We start from the raw sequence: 16,354 nt of genomic DNA, 5'->3' as shown, positions 1-16,354 counted from the left end.
CCGCCGACAGCATCGGCGGGGGATTTTTTCAACGAACCAGTGATGGCCGTTTGGCGTTAAACGACCAGTTGGGGATTAAAAACTGCATACCGAGCGCGTCGTTACGGTTTTTATCCGGTAGTGACTGATAAAGCTGGTGCGCCTTCTCCACCCGTTTCCTGTTCAGCGTAATCCCTAATCCCGGCCCTTCCGGCAAGTGCAAATGGCCTTTTTCAATTCGCGGGGCTTCATGCGTGAGCTGCTGTCCATCCTGCCATATCCAGTGGGTATCAAACGGCGTGATGCGTTCGCCCGGCGCGGCCGCACCCAGATGCGCAACCATGGCGAGTGAGATATCGAAATGGTTGTTGGAATGGCAGCCCGTAGTCAATCCCCATTCTTGGCACAGCTGCGCCACGGTATTGGCATGGCGCATGGTCCAGAAATGCGGGTCGGCCAGCGGAATATCGATAGCGTTCAACTGAAGCGCATGGTTAAGCTGACGCCAGTCGTTAGCGATCATATTGGTTGCCACGGGAATGTTGGTGGCGCGTCGGAATTCGGCGAGAGTTTCCCGGCCAGAATAGCCGTTCTCTGCGCCGCACGGGTCTTCCAGATACGGTATTTGCCCCTGTAGTTCCCGCCCCAAGCGTATCGATTCATCCAGAGACCAACTGGCGTTGGGATCCACGGTAACCCGCGAGCCGGGGAAGTGGCGCAGCAGCGCTTTTACCGTCTCAACCTCTTTTTCGCCGTGATGCACGCCGCCCTTGAGTTTGAAATCATTAAAGCCATAGAGATCGCTGGCGGCTTCCGCCAGACGGATCACGCCGGCGTCGTCCATCGCTGCCTGATGGCGCAGATAAAACCAGTCATGTTTTCCGGTTTCGCCGGGCAGGTAATTTATGTCGGTTTTCGTGCGGTCGGCGATGTAAAAAAGGTATCCGAGAATCGGAATCGACTCGCGCTGCTTACCGCTGGCCAGCAATTCTGCGACCTGAAGATTTAAGAACTGACCGGTCAGATCCAGTAGCGCGGCTTCCGTCGCAGCTACCGCATTGTAAAATTTCTCCGGGTTCATCTGCGGAATGTGAATCGCAGTGTTGTCGGTTTGTCCGCTACTCAGATTGCGCTGATCGCTTTTAAACAGCGTGCTCAGTGTGGTGTTCAGCTTGAGCAGCGTTGTTCCCTCCACCTGCGGAATAAAACCGTTGAGCACCGCGAGCGTGCTGGAATGGCAGGGACATTCTCCTACGCCGGTATTGCCCGCGCTGTCTGTCAGCGTCACCAAAATTCGGGTGAAGTAGCAGTTGTGCGCACCGCCAATATTCAAAAGCATACTGTCATATCCGGCGACCGGAATGACCTCCATTTTTTTAATGATAGGGCTGTCAGACATTTCGATGCTCCATAGGTTTGAATGAACTAGGCGGCGTGGTGTGTGTGTGACGCAGCAATAAGAACAGACCGGTCACGACGGAAACCGCAGTCAGGGAATAGAGTCCGCCCGTTGTGCTGCCGGTTTTTAATTCCAGATAGCCAAAGACGGTAGGTGCGACGAAGCCCCCGAGGTTACCGATCGAGTTGATCACCGCGATCCCCGGTGCGACGATGGACGCAGGCAGGTTGCCCTGCGGCATGGGCCAGAAGAAGGTGGCGCTGACCTTTGATCCAATGCAGGCAACGATCATGGCGAAGAAGCCGAACCACGGCGATCCGATCGTCGCCATAAACGTGCCGCAGGCGGCAATCAGCATGGCGACGCCCAGCGCTTTAGGTAAGTGCTGGCGATGTTTGTCGCTGAATTTGCCAACCAGGTTGATGGCGATAATGGCACACAGCCAGGGGATGGCGGTCAGCAACCCGATACCGAAACTGCTGAATCCCTGAATGCGTTGGATAATTTGCGGGAGCCAGAACACCAGCGTGTAACCCGTCATGGTCATGGTAAAGAAGATGGCACAGTAGAACAGCGTTCTGCGGTCCGTTAGTAAGCGCAGTTTTCCGGTATTTTCCTGCTGCGCATCGCGCTCTATTTCTTCCTGCTGTAGCTGTTGCCCGAGCGCCTGCTTCTCTTCTGCGCTGAGCCAGCGGGCTTTATCAGGGCTGGATACCAGCACAAAAGCCGCCAGAATCCCGACCAGAATCGACCCTGCGCCTTCTAAAAACATCACCCATTTCCAGCCTGCAATGCCGAGGAAATCATGCATCATCAGGATGGCTCCCGTAATCGGGCCGGAGAAGAGAAACGCCCCCGCGCTGGCACTGAGGATCAGCGCCGTTGCCCGGCCACGCCAGGCGTTAGGCACCCAGAGCCGGAAGTAATACAGCACGCCGGGGAAGAAACCCGCTTCGGCTACGCCGAGCAAAAAGCGCAGGACATAAAATTGTATCGGGCTGGTGACAAAGCCGGTCGCGACCACGACGGCTCCCCAGGTAATCATGATGCGTGTCAGCCACACTCGCGCCCCGAATTTCTTCATCATCAGGTTACTGGGGACTTCAAACAGCGCATAGCCAATAAAGAAAAGCCCTGCGCCAAGGCCAAATGCCGCCGCGCTGATACCGGCATCGGTCTGGAGTTCTGCTTTTATAAACCCGATATTTGACCTATCTATCTGATTAATAATCAACATAATGGCCAGCATCGGGATAATACGCTTGAAGAATTTGGCAATGGCTGAGGCGAGATACGCCTCTCTGGTGTGGTTAGATGATTCGGTTATTGTCGTTGTCATTTTTTACACCCTGCGTAGGTAGGTTACGAAAGTGTTATAGAAAATGAGTGAAAGGAATAACCATGTGCAGATGCCCAGCATGCGTTGGGCTACTCCACAGTGGCGGCGAAAATGAAGGCGGCCAGCGCGATTAGGAAAAAGTGAGGAAATATCACGTCTGCGACGGCGGTCACAGCCTGACGGAGGATGAGTATCAGGCATTGACGCTTTTTATTCGTTTGCTAAGGTAATGGAAAAAACACGCTCTTCACTCATCATCATTACCCGTCAGGAAGACAGAGAATGATCTCAACGCAATACATCAGCCGAGTCGCACTGGTTCACGAAAAGGTGGATTCATTCGAGGTCTACCCGTTTTCTATTCCGTCGATTCGCTCGCTGGATAAGCTGGAACTGCACCCGAAAGTCACTTTTTTTATCGGCGAAAATGGCGCGGGAAAATCCACGCTGTTGGAAGCCATCGCTGTTTCGATGGGGTTCAACCCGGAAGGCGGTACCCGCAATTTCAACTTCGGCACCCGTACGTCGCACTCCAGACTGTCGCATTTCCTGCGGGTGGCGAAAGGCATTAAGAAGCCTAAAAACGGTTTCTTCTTACGCGCGGAGAGCTTTTTCAACGTCGCGACGGAGATTGAACGGCTGGATAGCGAACCCGGTTTTGATCCACCCGTGATCGACTCCTATGGCGGCCATTCGCTGCATGAACAATCCCACGGCGAATCCTTCATGGCGCTGCTGCTCAACCGTTTTGGTAAAGAGGGGATCTATCTGCTCGACGAACCGGAAGCCGCGCTGTCGCCCAGCAGGCAATTAACGGCGATCGCCCGCATGCACGATCTCATTCGTGAAGGATCGCAGTTCGTTATCGCGACGCACTCTCCGATTCTGATGGCGTATCCCGACGCCACTATCTTTCAGTTCGGTGAAGACGGAATACAGCAGGTCGCGTATGAGGACACGGAGCACTATCAGATCACACGTGCTTTCCTGAATAACCCTGAGCGCATGCTACGTGAACTGATGGCGGAATAGGGGTTAACCTCGCTATAAATAGCTCAACGTAAAGTTCGCCGTTGCCATGAAATCGCCGGACTGAATCAGATCGTCGCGTATCTTTTCGATGCGGGCCGAAAAGGGAATGGTGTTGTCTCCGCTTTGCAGCACAATGCTGTCCGTGCTGCTATTGATGCCGACCAGTTTGTTCGCATGATAAATGCCAACTGCGATGCCTTTGGCACCGGAAGGCGTATCCAGCGCCAGCCGCTTGGGCAAGAGCGGTTCTTCTTTGCCTGAAAAGCGGATAGTGACGTTTTGGTAGGTATCCAGATTGCAGTCCGTGAGGTTGATCGTGAAGTCATGCCAGTCGCCGTAGCGATTGGCTTTTAAATAGCGGTCAGAGACTTCACTCATGTCCACCACAATCGCCTTGCTCTCCGTACTCACATTACAGGCGGCGTTGACGACTAATACGTGGAAGGTCACTTCGTGATCGTCCAGCACGTTCATCTGCTGCGCGAAGGATGTACCTGAATGCAGCGCTATGATGCCAAGTGCGAAGGCGAGCAGGGGGCCGCGCGAACTGGATTTCACTACCGTGTTGCTGTGTTTGATCATCGTTGCGATCTCGCGTAGGAAGACGGATTAATGATAATTAAACCGTAGGATAATATTTTTCTCGGTATCGCCTATCACGGCAGGGCCGGCCGCATAGAGCCGTGCTGTATAACGTCGTTCAACCTGGCCGCTCGATGCCGTCAGGCCGTCAACCAGACCGATGAACTGGTTAAACACCACGTTATTGCCGCTGCGCGTATCTTCGATCTTCAGCGTGGAGCCATTTCCCATGTTCATGCCGTCTATCCCGACGAGTGAATTTCCCCGCGACGAGGCATCAAAGTTGATATCCAGATCGAACCCTTTTCCGCAGTCTTCTCCGCCGTCGGTCGATACGTTGATGTGGAATTCCGTTTGCGCCAGTGCGTTGGCCTCTGTACCCGACCACGCTCGGACCGTACCAAAATCGACATAGCTGTCGGGCGAGACGTTGATCTTCGCGGCGCATTGCATAATGTCGATGCCGTGTAGTCCTGACAGGCTGAGGCCATAGTTGCTGTCGGGTTTGTTGTTGATGCCCCCTTCGCCGTCGATCTGGAAGACGCGCAACGAATCGACTCCCGCCGTGGTATCGGTGATATTTCCCGTTTTTTCGAGATAGAGCTGTACCGTGACATTCAGCATCGTCGGGTTGGACGGCGGTGATGAGCCGCTTGGGCCCGGTAAGATCCACTGTCCTGTGGAGACGCGGGATGCGGTGGTGCCGCCGTTGGTAATCACCCCGAGATCCTGTCCGTTATAGATGATGCCAATTCCGACCCCTTGGCTGATGGCCTTGCCTTCAGGGTTGGGATAGAAATAGGACATCTCACCCTGTGGGCGTACGGATTTATATGCCCAGCAGGCCAGGTTGCGGGTATAGGGTTTTGATGTCCACAGACGGCTGCCGATAGGCAAGGTCGCGGGGATTTTTAGCGTACCGATATCCTCATAATCGTTTACCGGGCCGGTCACGGTGCCCAGCCGGCATTCCAGCGCGTTGGCGTTAAACGCCGTTAAGCCGAAAAAGAGCGACGCGCAGAGGGCGACATAGCGATGTTGACGAGCAGCTAACCAAGACATGGCGGGTTCCCTGTGGCTTATTTACGGATGACGGGCTGGCACTGGTTTTGCGCGCAGGTAAAAGGCAATTCCAGATGGCCGCCGTAGTCATTGACGTAGTACAGATAGAAGCGATCGACCGCGCCGTCATTCACTTCAATCGACAGCGTTGAGCGTGGTGAAACCATAAAGGCGTTTCCCTTCAGCAGGCTGGTGGGGTTGGCGCGCGTCGCTTTGGGCTGTTTCAGAATGCCGCTGACCGTGATGTAGTACGGCGTGGGGTTTTCTACCTGAAAGGTGTTTCCTGTTTTGCGGACGATCAGTTTTTCCTGCCATATTTCGTCTTTGGCTGGCTTTACGCCACGGGGGCGGAAGAACACCTTAATTTCAGACTGAATGGCGATCTGTAATACGTTGGGCTTGTCCGTCTTGGGCGGAATTTCCCGGACGTTAAGGTAAAACAGCGATTCGCGGTCGGTTGGTAATTGGCTGATTTGCTCTGTTTTGACCAGACGGATCAGGCTATATCCTTTTGCTTCTATGCGCTGTAATGGCGGCAGCACCATCAGCGGCGTCGTCACTTTATTGTGCCGATCGTCCGTCAGCCAGGACTGCGCCAGAAACGGATTCTCCGTATTTTGGTTCATCAGCATGACCGTCGCGGATTGCTCCTCATCGTTAAAAATAACGCGGGTGCGATCGAGGCTCAGTGCGCTGTAGGCTGTGGGCATCAAAAACAGGCAGCCGATAATGAATCCTGCTGCTCGCTGATAAAATGTGTGTTTCATAACGTACTCTCCAGATTTTTCTCTTTCTTCGCGCCGCTTATTTACAGGGAAGTAGCAGGGCATCAAGGTGATTTAAGGTGGCGGGCAGGGTGATGGCACACTGTGTTCTCCCCTCCCAGATGACGGACAGCGTTTCGTCAGGCGACACGCCCGTGATGTAGGCCTGACCGCCGTTGGCGATCATGGCGATATCGCGGCCTTTCTTGTTTTTGATCTGGGCGGCGAACGGGGGATTTTTGCCATCGGCCAGCGCGACGTGCGCCAGGATTTTTGCCCCGCTCACTACGTCGAACTTGCGGTAGCCGATGGCGCCTTCGGTCAGCGTGCCTTGAACCACCGTCGTTACCGCTTCAATGTGTTGCGGTAATTTCTGAACATCAATGCGGGTCGACACGTCGTAGTAGCTGCTGGTGCCGGCAATCACGGCCAGACCATAGCGATTGGTCTCGACCTGACTACCGGTGAATGGCACGCCCGCTTGGCCTGCATCGACCATGATGCGTGTGCCGCCCTGATTGCCTTTCGGGTGTGCTGCGACGCCGTGGCGGGTGGCGGTAATCCCGCCGCGCAATGAACCGTGCAGGTAGGTATAGCGATCCTGCTGCCAGGCGACGCCCACGGCGGCATCCGTCATCGGTGCCAGATGGGTATAGTTGCCGCTCAGGTAAGTGTTCTCTTTGCTGTCGTGCCGGGTGCTCAGATTCCAGGTGCGGCGCGGCTCGGCATTGTTGGAATAGGTCAGCGCCTGATTGCTGCCGTCGTTGTAGCGCCCCATGCTGTAGCTCAGGCGATCCTTCTCTCCGAGCGGGATAGAAAAGCTCAGATACAGGCTGTCATCGGTACGGCGGTTGAATTCGGTGCGATAGACCGAGAGATTCGCGGCAATGCCTTTCAATGCGCCGATATCGAAATATTTGTTCAGTGAAACCCCGTAGCGATCCTGCTCGGCTTCATTCCAGTAGGTTTGGCGCGTATAGGTAACGTAGGTCGATAGCCCGCTCAGCACGGAAGATGATTCCCGCGTCGCGAAATTTTTGGAGAGCGTAATGGTGTAGCGCTCTTTTTCATTGCGATAGCGACTATCGAGATTCAGCGCATAGAGATATTGCGCCATGCTCATGTAGGTCTTTTCTGAAAAGCGGTAGCCCGCGAAACTGATCTGGCTATCGATCGAGTTGAAGTATTTAGACCAGTTGAGCGAGAAAGCATGCCCCATCTGCGACGCGGACGTTGCCGGGAACGTCGCGCGTGACTGTGTGATATCCGCCGACAGTGCGCCCAGCAGGTAGAGGTTCTTCCCGATGCCTGCCGACCAGGACTGGTAGCCATCGGACAACATGCCGCCGCCGTACACCGACCACGCGTTGGATAATCCCCATGAGGCTTCGGCAGCAGAAAAGGCCGGACCTTGCAGACGGTGGTTGGTATTTGAGGGTTTACCGGCAGCGAGTTTGTACTGCACGTGCCCCGGCCGCGTCAGGTAAGGCAGGTTGGCCGATTCGGTCTGGAATGTCGTCACCGTACCGTCTTCTTCCGTCACACGCACATCCAGCGTGCCGCTGACGCCGTTCTTCATATCCTGAATGGCAAAGGGGCCAGCAGGCACGGTGGTTTCATAGATCAGCCTGCCATTTTGCGTGACGGTCACCGTCGCGTTTGACTTGGCGACGCCGCGAATTTCGGGCGCATAGCCGCGCAGCGAAGGGGGAAGCATGTTCTCGTTATTGGCTAATGACACGCCGGTAAAGCGATAGCTATCGAATAGATTGCTGCTGAAATACATTTCCCCCAGCTTGAGATCGGCTGAAAGCGTTGGCAGCGGACGATAGGCGTAAAACTGATCCCACGAGAAACGATCGCGATTCGCGTTGCGCGATTTTTGCAGAAAATAGCGGTAATCAGCGCGATAGCGCCAGGCTCCCTGATTAAATCCGGTGGTGCCGTAGCTGCTGAGATAGTGTGATGTGCCTTTGCCATTGGTATCACGGCGCACGTTCCCGACGAGGTTGTAGTCCAGCAGCGCACCGTTGATGCCGTGGTCCCATTGTTCGGGTGGAATCCAGTTGCGATCGCTGTACGCTAGCCAGGCCTGCGGGATCGTAATATTTAGCGTTCCCATGCCTATCTGGTTAGAGACGGTGACGCCAGCGATAGGCGTCAGATCGACACACGCACCGTTATTCCATAATTCGGCTTTGTCACGCGCCTCTTTTTTCAGTGCCAGTTTATCGACGAGTTCGGGCGAGAGGCAGGACGTTGGCCGAGCGCGATGATTGCCTTCCGGCAGGTAATCAATCATCTGCTGTTGTATTTCACGTGCGTTGACTTTAATTGATAAAAGATAGGTGCCGGGCGTGACGTATTCGGGATCGGAAAAATGGCTAAGATCAATTTCAGTACGATCGTCGACATCCAGTACGTTAACGTTAAATTCCGTTGCACTGAGCGATGTTGTATTCAAAGAAAAAATAAAAATACCGCAGCGAAATAACGCGAATTTTATTTTTTCTTTGAATGTAATATTCTTCATTGCCATAGGAATAGATACTTGAATAGATGCCGCATTGTGGTTATCCATTCATATCAATCGATATGTGGAATAAATAAGATATTAGGGGAGGAGGCCTCCCCCATTTGATTGCCTATCCCTGTTGTTAGCGCAATAGATTGTTAGCGCAACAGAATGTTATTGATAGGACACAACAAAATTAGCCGTGCTGGCGAAGGAACCGGTCGTGATTACTGGCGATTCCCCTTCCTGGGGGGTTGGCAGTTTTGCGACATAAGACGTGAAGGAGAAGATATTATCTCCATTTGCCAATGGTGTTGCTGGAACGGCTGGTGTGGTTCCGTCGAATTTAATTTTTTCGCCAACACGTTCAACGGCAATACCTGCACCAGTTGCGCTGCCGTTTAATGCCAGCAGTTCATTATTGGTGCCAGATGCCACGCCGCCGGAGAAAACAATTTTGGCGCTGGTCGCGGTATCCAGACTGCAATCTTTTAATGTGATATCAAACGGCTTAATTTCGGAGGTGCCACCGTTTTCCAGCACGGTTTTACTGATTTCGCCAAATTCGACCGTTTGGTGCAAATCATCCTGAGATACTGAGCAAGGCGTATCAATAATTTTTCCTTTGAACGTCACCGATCCATTATGTGAATCTGCAGCATATGCGCCGGCAGACAATATGACGGAGATAAGGGATGCCAGGGTGATTTTTGATAATTTCATATTATGCTCTCTCTGTTGGTTACTTTGTTTAGAAGTGAATGTGTTTAGAAGCGAATGTTTAAACGTGAGCACTACTCTCATGAATACTCATACGTTCATTCATAACGACTAATACCTTCTCTTTTGTAATGCCTTTACTGACGGGGTAGCGGTTTATCGTATTTTCACGTAGGGAATATATTTCCCGCTTGCCTAATCAGTGGCTCTGGAACAGGGGAGATGGTAGTGCTGAGTGGCTTTGTGGTCAAATATATTGTTTTAGTTAGTTTTATTTAGTTTAAATCTTTAAAATTTATATTTATTTAGGTTTTTGTTCTGTTTTTGGGTTTTGATGTCCTAACAAGACATAATGGGCTATAAATATAATTGTCGAGATAATTTATTTTAATTCAATGTCTTATTTGTTATTTTCTATCTTCTGGGTTGATATGGGGTGAAATGTTTTCTGCTTTATAAAAATAATGAAATGTCTTTTTATTTATATAGATCTTAAATGAAGGGTAAATAATCTTTGACAATAAATAGGTAAGTTTTTATCCTTGCCTGAGATAGAGCCTGTGAGATTGCATATATAATTTATTTTTTATAGATAACGTGTTTTTTGTCATGGCGTAGTAAATTTAAGACTATTCCATAGGTTTTATTATCATAAGTGATGTATCTATCAGGCTGATTATAACAAATGAATAGCGCTTCTTAATCTTGATGGAAAAAGTACGTATGGTTTATTTGATTAATGATTTAATCATTTTTAATGAGGGAGAAGGAACACTAGCATGGATAGAACGTGAAAATGAAGCCATCTCTCTGAGCCTTCCTATTTCTCGATTGCTCTGCTTGTTCATTGAGAATCCAGGGGTAACGCTAAGCCGCGAATTTTTGTTGAAAGAGGCATTGGAAAAGCACGCACTTTGCCCTTCTCTTAATAATTTAAACAACTATTTATCTCTGCTAAGGAAGGTATTACGCGAATTCGACCTTGCGGATTCGATTGTAACCATCCCCAAGCTGGGTATTGTTTTTAACGCGAAAAGCATTGTTTTCTATCCAACAGATAATGGGGGAAAAGAAGAGAAAGAAACGCTAAATCAGGGAGGTGAGAAGAACGTTGAAGAGGAGGTTTACGAAGAAAAAAAGCCGTTTTCTATAAAACACCGCGCCATCTCTGAGCCAGTAAAAAAACAGCAATACATCCGGTTTCTTCTCATCTGGATAACGATAGTGGGGGTTTTTCTGATCGCGCTGGTAAGCGCAAATCGCTTCCCGTATCGACACCTTGTTGACGTTAAGATGAGTGGGAAATGCGATCTTTTCTATTTATATGACAGCGTAGGTTATCCCCTTCCGACCGACTATGAAAATCTGTGTACCGACAACACGTTGTTCTTCCTGTCGAAAAAAATCGTTATATCTGGAATGCTGGATAAGAAAAGTGAAATCGTTATTTCCTGCAAGAAAGATGGGAAGGGATGTGTAACTTATGTTAATAATTAAAGTCAGAAAGAAGATTTTTTGCACTGTATTAGTGCTTTTTATTTCATTTACGCTGGGAATCCTTTTTTATTTAAAAAGTAATTTATACCGAAATCCGCTGGTCTGTCAGGCTGAGGTAAAGCACTACGTAGAAGATCAACAAATCAGAAAGGAATATGACGTCTATTTTTATCTCAATAAACAAAACAGGGCGCTGGTGTTGGTCAACGGCTTTTACCTCGGTGAAGACGGCGTACCGCTAACGATTCGGCGCACGTTCAGCTTTGATTCAGTGTGGGAAGGGAACCGTCTGGTGGTGAACAATATCGTGATTAATAAGAATATCAATGATAATGCACCCGATGAAGCGATCCCCATCCTGGCTGAAAATGATGTCATCCAGTTCGAAATGTTGACGAAGTATGCTTATCTGATTAGCACCGTCCAATCAAAAATGGCCTGTAATATCCGCGATTAATGCGTGTTGAAACGGCGTGTACACATTAATCGCAATTCTGGGCGTGCTGCTCATGCGCTTCACAACACGCGCTGTATGAAGTCATCAATATCTTCCGTTGCTTGCTGAAAATCAGCAGGCGTAGGGTTAATAATCAGATGGTCAGAGTAGCCGTTTAACAGCGCGCCTAGCTGGCGGGAAACGCGCTGAGTATCGGTATTTTTGAAAGCACCGGACGCGACGCCTGATGCGATGATCTCTTCCAGTAAGGCAAACCATTTCTCTGTCATTACATGGGCGAGTTCTGCGTAAGCGGTATTGTGAACGGCCAACTGCCATAGCGAGCCATACAGATTCCAGATGACATCGGTGGTATCCGGCAAGTAATTCTTCACCAGCGCATGCAGTTTCTCTTTCGGCGGTAATGTGGCGATTCCTGCTGCAACCTCTTCCAAATCCGCCTGCATGAACGCCGTTAGCGCCTCAATCGACAGTGTTTGCCAGTCAGGAAAGTAGTGATAAAGATGGCTGCGCGAAATACCAACGTGTTCCGCCAGTTCGCGCGTGGTGACTTTCTCTATCCCTTTCTCAATAAACAGCTCGATTGCGCCATCAAAGATTTTGTCTTTTAGCGCTTTCGTCGTCTCTTTCATTACCGTCCCCGCGTTGACTTTGAGCAAGTGCTCAAATACAATTTTTTCTCTTGAGCAACCGCTCAAGTATAACTCTGTTAAATACGATTCTCATGCAAACCCATAATATCAGCGAACCGCTCAAGGTTTCGCATAGTGCCGCTGTCACCCTTAAAAAACTCGGAAAGCTGCATGGCAAAAAACTGATTCTCACTCTGCTGTTAGTCGTGGCGGAGAATGTGACTTACCTTCTTTATCCCCTGATGGCGGGTTTCGCCATTAACGCTATTCTGAACGCTCAGCCTTGGCACGCGGTGCTGTATGCGCTGATGGTGTTCATTATGTGGGCGATTGGCGCGGCGCGGCGCAGTGTGGATACCCGCACGTTCGCCCGTATTTATGCTGCACTGGCTGTCCCAGTGATTCTGGCGCAGAGAAAAGAAAACCATAATCACTCAACTATCGCGGCGCGCGTGGCCCTCTCACGCGAGTTCGTGGATTTTTTTGAAATCCATCTTCCGGTGTTGATCACGTCGCTGGCGTCGATCATCGGTGCGGCCGTGATGTTGCTGGTGATTGAATCCTGGGCGGGCGTGGCCTGTATCGTCATTCTGCTGTTTTTCGCGTTGTTCCTGCCAAGCTATACACGCAAGAATGAAGCCTTGTTTGGCAAATTAAATAACCGTCTGGAAAAAGAGGTTGGCTTTGTCAGCAGCGCGACGGCGGCTTCATTGACCAAGCATTACCATGTGCTGGCTGGGCTGCGCATTCGCCTGTCGGATCGTGAAGCGCTGGGCTATCTGGCTATCGGGGCCGCCGCTGCCGTCCTGTTTTCACTGACGATTGTGTATATGACGCTTAACGGCGGAACCAATGCGGGGCATATCTATTCGGTGATGACCTACATGTGGATGTTTGCCATGAGTCTGGACGACGCGCCCGGCCTGTTAGAAAAATACTCGCAGCTAAAAGATATCGGTAAGCGCGTGGATACGGGCGTGGTGTGAGTAAATCGCGGGGGCGATGAAATAAGTAATACGCCAGCTTCCCCGCTGAACAAAAAACCCAGCGATGGCGCTGGGTTTCTTATTCTGTGTTCGCGACGGCTTTCTGCTACGCCTCTTTCAATGGCAGTGTCGTCATGCAGGTCTGACTGTCGTCATAGGTCGCAAACGGTGAACTTGCCACGCGCCCCTGATAGGTAACACTAATTGTTCCTTCAATATTGCGCGGTAACCATACGCCGACAAAACCGTTCTGGTGGCTGCTCAGTGTTTTTTGCACGATAACGTTACCGGCTTTATCCGTGATTTTTACGTCAAATGCGGTATTGGTGAGTTCGCCCTGACACCCAGATAAACTGTGGTTGAAGCAGGGATGCGTTTGCTGAATATAAGGGGCGAATGAGAGATAGAATTTATTGCCCAGCGGATAGCTATATTGCTGCTGCCCATCGGATAATTTCAGTTCTTTGCTGGTAATCGACGCGCTGTAGGGCAACGGTCTTGCCTGCGGCGATTGATCGATCGTATCGACGATCTGCTCGACGCTTTTCCCCGCCAGCCCTTGTTTAGCCAGAAACGCGTTGGCGTCCGTCGCCGCAGCGAAACCCGGCCCGCTCAGTGTCAGAGCAAGCAGCGCCGACATCATCTTTATCTTCATCATCATTTCCCCTCAATTAGAGTCATTAGCTTGGAATCACAACTTATGACGTTACACCTTCCCCCTACGGGAAGGTCAAAAGGTGGGAAGTATAGAAAGGTAAAGTAATGTATTTACTGATTTTTTATTGATTTTGGTCAATTTTAAATCAGGGTGAATGGCGGTGATATCAGCGCCATTATTGATGTGGCTCATGAGTCAGGTGTTCTTAAATCGCATTTACTGACCTGACCAGTAAAACTCGATACGGATCCCGCTTGGCTCGTAGCACATCATATGCATTGCCGGGCCACCGCTAACCAGAGCGGGCGCGAATTCAATGTTGATGTTATGCGCTGATAATTTCTCAGCGATCTCAAGCAGCGTCGCTTTGCTATCAACCTTAATGGCAAGATGATGCAAGCCGACATTACTTTTTCGATCGAACTGAACTGGCTCGCTGGTTTGTACCTGCCACAGTGTGAGCATTACCGTTCCATCGCTGACAAAAATAGCGGGATAATCCTCTTTTCGTTTTACCTCTTTCCATCCTAGAAGCGAGGTAAAAAAGTGCGAGCTTTCTTCCAGTGCTGATACCGCCAAACCAATATGGTGAACGCCTTGTGTGAGTGGTGAGTTCATGGTTACTTCCTCAATGAGAGATAAAGTTAATGACGACGACTTGATCGTCGGTTTGCTTTACCGATGTGTGATAGGCGCCGGGTTATTACTGATAAGGGGGGAGGGAAAGCTAACCGTCTGGCGTGCTGGCGATAAACATCCTCGCCGCTGGTTAGGCCAATAAATTCCGCTCTCACGATCATCCCTTCAATAAAAGTCATGATAGCTTCGATTTTGTCTTCTTTTTCTGGTTTTTTTGATTTTTTTTATTGTTTTTGGGGAAATATAAAAACCACCTCTCCGGATATTTTAAGAGTGAAAATATGAAAAAAATAAGATGGGCAATCATGGGTACCGGAACTATTGCGAAAAATTTTGCAAAAGGATTGCAACGTTTAGACGATGCAGAGCTTTATGCTGTCGCTTCGCTTTCCATAGAAAGTGCTATTCAGTTTAGTCAGAATTATGAAGCGCAGAAGTCATGTCGTACCTGAGAGAAAATAAAACAGAGAGTAATATTATGCCTCAGACGCCAGTGGGGAATTTTTTTCCTACAGAAAATCAAGATTGATGGGGGCTCTATGTTTTTTCGAGCCCCGGTCTGGCGACACTTTCTGTTGTCATTGCTGAATTACTAAGCTTTTTCTAGCTATATTTATTTACATTAGCGATTGCCGTGTTTAATGAAATTACTTTGTATTTCCAGTATGTTATTTTTTGGGCTTTAGGTTTGCCAGTTGGGCCAAAATATTCTTTCCATGCGGTATCGCTCGTTAATAGATCTGAAAACATCTTGCTTAGATCGCTTTTTGTCCATATCTTTTTGTAGCCCTTAGCCTCCGAAGGTGCCGGCGCGGTATGTTTTACATATTTTCCAACAGAATATTCATTTTCATATGCCATAAAGACGGTATAAACCCACCCTTGCGGTATTGTGTGTTGATACCATGGAATGACGACAAAGTGGTGCACGGTCGGCCCAACAAGGAAATGCCACACGGCAGTCTCTGAATTGGCTCCAGGGAACCCGATGGCGATATTAATGTTTTTCTGCATGTCTTTGTTATTTTCAATCACAGTTCCACTGCCAGAATCATCCTGTGTCTTGCCATAAACAGCACGACTAATTTGAGTGGGAACACCTGGGCAATCATTTATCTCCATAAGTTTATTATTAGCTACAATCGCATTTATTAGGGCGTCATCAGTATTAGGCATATGAAAATTCCTTATATCTTGAGGTATGTAATAGTTGGAATGTAAAATCATATTCGTGCTAAGAAATTGAAAATTACAATGACCCGCTTAAAAAAACATAGAACTGATACTCTGGTTTGTAAATTATTAAAGGGAGTAGGGGAAATAGCGGAGGGAATGGTGTGATTTATCGGCACAGCTCAATAGGCTTTGCTGAATCATTCTGAGAAAGGGTTGGTAAAGTGGTCAGGATGGCGCGCTGACCCTTTACGACTATCTTCTAATGGGAACTGGTAATTTTATGCCCTGCGCTACACCTTTGCACCATCGCGACAATCACGTGGAACAGTTCATCTTTAGCCTGCTGCTCCGTAATGATCCCTTTAACGGCGGCATAAGATAATCCTTCGGCGGAACCGAGCATCGCGCGTAATGCGGCGTCATGAAGAGGCTTGTCCGCGCAGAATGGGGCAAAGAGATCGCGGCATTTTTCCGTGAAGGTGGCATCGTACTCTTGCCTGATTTGCTCAAGCTCGGGGGTTCCAGTGAGCGCCGCCATGACATTAGGCATTTCACGGCCCTGAAGCAGTACGCAATCAATGTAAGAAGTGGCAATCACTGCGGCCAACTGATCGAGTACGGGCTCCGTTTTACGGATAATGTCATCCATAATTGCCGTCTGGCGGGCATCGTATTCCTTATAAAGTGCAGCTAACAGCCCCGAACGGTTAGTAAAGTGATCGTAAACCACCGGCTTCGTTACACCTGCCTGTTCCGCCAGATGCCCGAGCGTCAGCGCTTCCGTACCTTCTTCCCGAATAATTTGCCAGGCGGCTTTGATCAGCTGTCTATGGCGATCTTCTCTTGATAAACGCTGTCGTGCCTGTGGTTTGGACATTGGCGATATTATCCTGTTGACATTCTTATGTACCAAAAGT

Annotated in this window: 17 protein-coding genes; 5 read left to right on the top strand and 12 right to left on the bottom strand. The window is 49.7% G+C overall.

The window, feature by feature from the left end; all coding sequences use genetic code 11:
- Positions 1 to 28: 28 nt before the first annotated feature.
- Together NXT09_RS12860 and NXT09_RS12855 are read right to left on the bottom strand one after the other, a co-directional pair.
- Positions 29 to 1,378, bottom strand: coding sequence for an enolase C-terminal domain-like protein (locus tag NXT09_RS12860; protein WP_268579943.1), 1,350 nt, complete (start codon positions 1,376 to 1,378; stop codon positions 29 to 31).
- Positions 1,371 to 2,717 (bottom strand): MFS transporter, encoded by a 1,347-nt coding sequence (locus tag NXT09_RS12855; RefSeq protein WP_268579942.1) that lies wholly within the window; start codon positions 2,715 to 2,717, stop codon positions 1,371 to 1,373. Before NXT09_RS12855 ends, NXT09_RS12860 begins: the two co-directional genes overlap by 8 nt.
- A gap of 282 nt (positions 2,718 to 2,999) precedes the next feature.
- Here NXT09_RS12855 and NXT09_RS12850 point away from each other — a divergent pair, with 282 nt between their 5' ends.
- Complete coding sequence (locus tag NXT09_RS12850) at positions 3,000 to 3,749, top strand: AAA family ATPase (protein WP_268579941.1); 750 nt, start codon at positions 3,000 to 3,002, stop codon at positions 3,747 to 3,749.
- A 12-nt stretch (positions 3,750 to 3,761) separates the two neighbouring features.
- On the opposite strand, the gene NXT09_RS12845 is transcribed toward NXT09_RS12850, so the two are convergent.
- The 5 genes from NXT09_RS12845 to NXT09_RS12825 form a co-directional block, all read right to left on the bottom strand.
- Positions 3,762 to 4,331: a fimbrial protein gene (locus NXT09_RS12845; protein ID WP_268579940.1), complete on the bottom strand. Its 570-nt coding sequence runs from the start codon at positions 4,329 to 4,331 to the stop codon at positions 3,762 to 3,764.
- A gap of 27 nt (positions 4,332 to 4,358) precedes the next feature.
- Positions 4,359 to 5,393 carry a hypothetical protein gene (locus tag NXT09_RS12840; protein ID WP_268579939.1) on the bottom strand — a complete coding sequence of 345 codons (1,035 nt, stop codon included), beginning with the start codon at positions 5,391 to 5,393 and terminating at the stop codon, positions 4,359 to 4,361.
- Positions 5,394 to 5,410: 17 nt separating this feature from the next.
- Positions 5,411 to 6,160: a fimbrial biogenesis chaperone gene (locus NXT09_RS12835; RefSeq protein WP_268579938.1), complete on the bottom strand. Its 750-nt coding sequence runs from the start codon at positions 6,158 to 6,160 to the stop codon at positions 5,411 to 5,413.
- A 37-nt stretch (positions 6,161 to 6,197) separates the two neighbouring features.
- On the bottom strand, positions 6,198 to 8,621 hold the full coding sequence (locus tag NXT09_RS12830; protein WP_268579937.1) for a fimbria/pilus outer membrane usher protein: 2,424 nt from the start codon (positions 8,619 to 8,621) through the stop codon (positions 6,198 to 6,200).
- Positions 8,622 to 8,846: 225 nt separating this feature from the next.
- On the bottom strand, positions 8,847 to 9,395 hold the full coding sequence (locus NXT09_RS12825; protein WP_240584641.1) for a fimbrial protein: 549 nt from the start codon (positions 9,393 to 9,395) through the stop codon (positions 8,847 to 8,849).
- Between the two features lie 720 nt (positions 9,396 to 10,115).
- On the opposite strand from NXT09_RS12825, the gene NXT09_RS12820 reads away from it, so the two are divergent.
- Both NXT09_RS12820 and NXT09_RS12815 read left to right on the top strand, forming a co-directional pair.
- Positions 10,116 to 10,889 carry a winged helix-turn-helix domain-containing protein gene (locus NXT09_RS12820; protein WP_268579935.1) on the top strand — a complete coding sequence of 258 codons (774 nt, stop codon included), beginning with the start codon at positions 10,116 to 10,118 and terminating at the stop codon, positions 10,887 to 10,889.
- On the top strand, positions 10,876 to 11,346 hold the full coding sequence (locus NXT09_RS12815) for a FidL (protein ID WP_240584643.1): 471 nt from the start codon (positions 10,876 to 10,878) through the stop codon (positions 11,344 to 11,346). Before NXT09_RS12820 ends, NXT09_RS12815 begins: the two co-directional genes overlap by 14 nt.
- 59 nt (positions 11,347 to 11,405) lie before the next feature.
- Here NXT09_RS12815 and NXT09_RS12810 read toward each other — a convergent pair whose 3' ends face one another.
- A complete protein-coding gene (locus NXT09_RS12810; RefSeq protein WP_268579934.1) occupies positions 11,406 to 11,978 on the bottom strand; it encodes a TetR/AcrR family transcriptional regulator in 573 nt (190 codons plus the stop codon).
- A 92-nt stretch (positions 11,979 to 12,070) separates the two neighbouring features.
- Between NXT09_RS12810 and NXT09_RS12805 the strand changes: the two genes are divergently transcribed.
- On the top strand, positions 12,071 to 12,964 hold the full coding sequence (locus NXT09_RS12805; protein ID WP_205553045.1) for an ABC transporter six-transmembrane domain-containing protein: 894 nt from the start codon (positions 12,071 to 12,073) through the stop codon (positions 12,962 to 12,964).
- A 106-nt stretch (positions 12,965 to 13,070) separates the two neighbouring features.
- Here NXT09_RS12805 and cueP read toward each other — a convergent pair whose 3' ends face one another.
- On the bottom strand, positions 13,071 to 13,622 hold the full coding sequence (gene cueP, locus NXT09_RS12800) for a copper-binding periplasmic metallochaperone CueP (protein WP_268580041.1): 552 nt from the start codon (positions 13,620 to 13,622) through the stop codon (positions 13,071 to 13,073).
- Between the two features lie 216 nt (positions 13,623 to 13,838).
- A complete protein-coding gene (locus NXT09_RS12795) occupies positions 13,839 to 14,240 on the bottom strand; it encodes a VOC family protein (RefSeq protein ID WP_268579933.1) in 402 nt (133 codons plus the stop codon).
- Positions 14,241 to 14,542: 302 nt separating this feature from the next.
- Between NXT09_RS12795 and NXT09_RS12790 the strand changes: the two genes are divergently transcribed.
- Complete coding sequence (locus NXT09_RS12790; protein ID WP_268579932.1) at positions 14,543 to 14,713, top strand: hypothetical protein; 171 nt, start codon at positions 14,543 to 14,545, stop codon at positions 14,711 to 14,713.
- Between the two features lie 151 nt (positions 14,714 to 14,864).
- Here the strand turns inward: NXT09_RS12790 and NXT09_RS12785 are convergent, their stop codons facing one another.
- Both NXT09_RS12785 and NXT09_RS12780 read right to left on the bottom strand, forming a co-directional pair.
- Positions 14,865 to 15,437, bottom strand: a complete 573-nt coding sequence (locus NXT09_RS12785) for a hypothetical protein (protein ID WP_268579931.1) — start codon at positions 15,435 to 15,437, stop codon at positions 14,865 to 14,867.
- 259 nt (positions 15,438 to 15,696) lie between these two features.
- Positions 15,697 to 16,314 carry a TetR/AcrR family transcriptional regulator gene (locus NXT09_RS12780; protein ID WP_268579929.1) on the bottom strand — a complete coding sequence of 206 codons (618 nt, stop codon included), beginning with the start codon at positions 16,312 to 16,314 and terminating at the stop codon, positions 15,697 to 15,699.
- Positions 16,315 to 16,354 lie beyond the last annotated feature (40 nt).

Source organism: Pectobacterium jejuense, assembly GCF_026800125.1.
Taxonomy (GTDB): Bacteria; Pseudomonadota; Gammaproteobacteria; order Enterobacterales; family Enterobacteriaceae; genus Pectobacterium; species Pectobacterium jejuense.
This window is presented reverse-complemented; position numbering and strand designations above follow the sequence as displayed.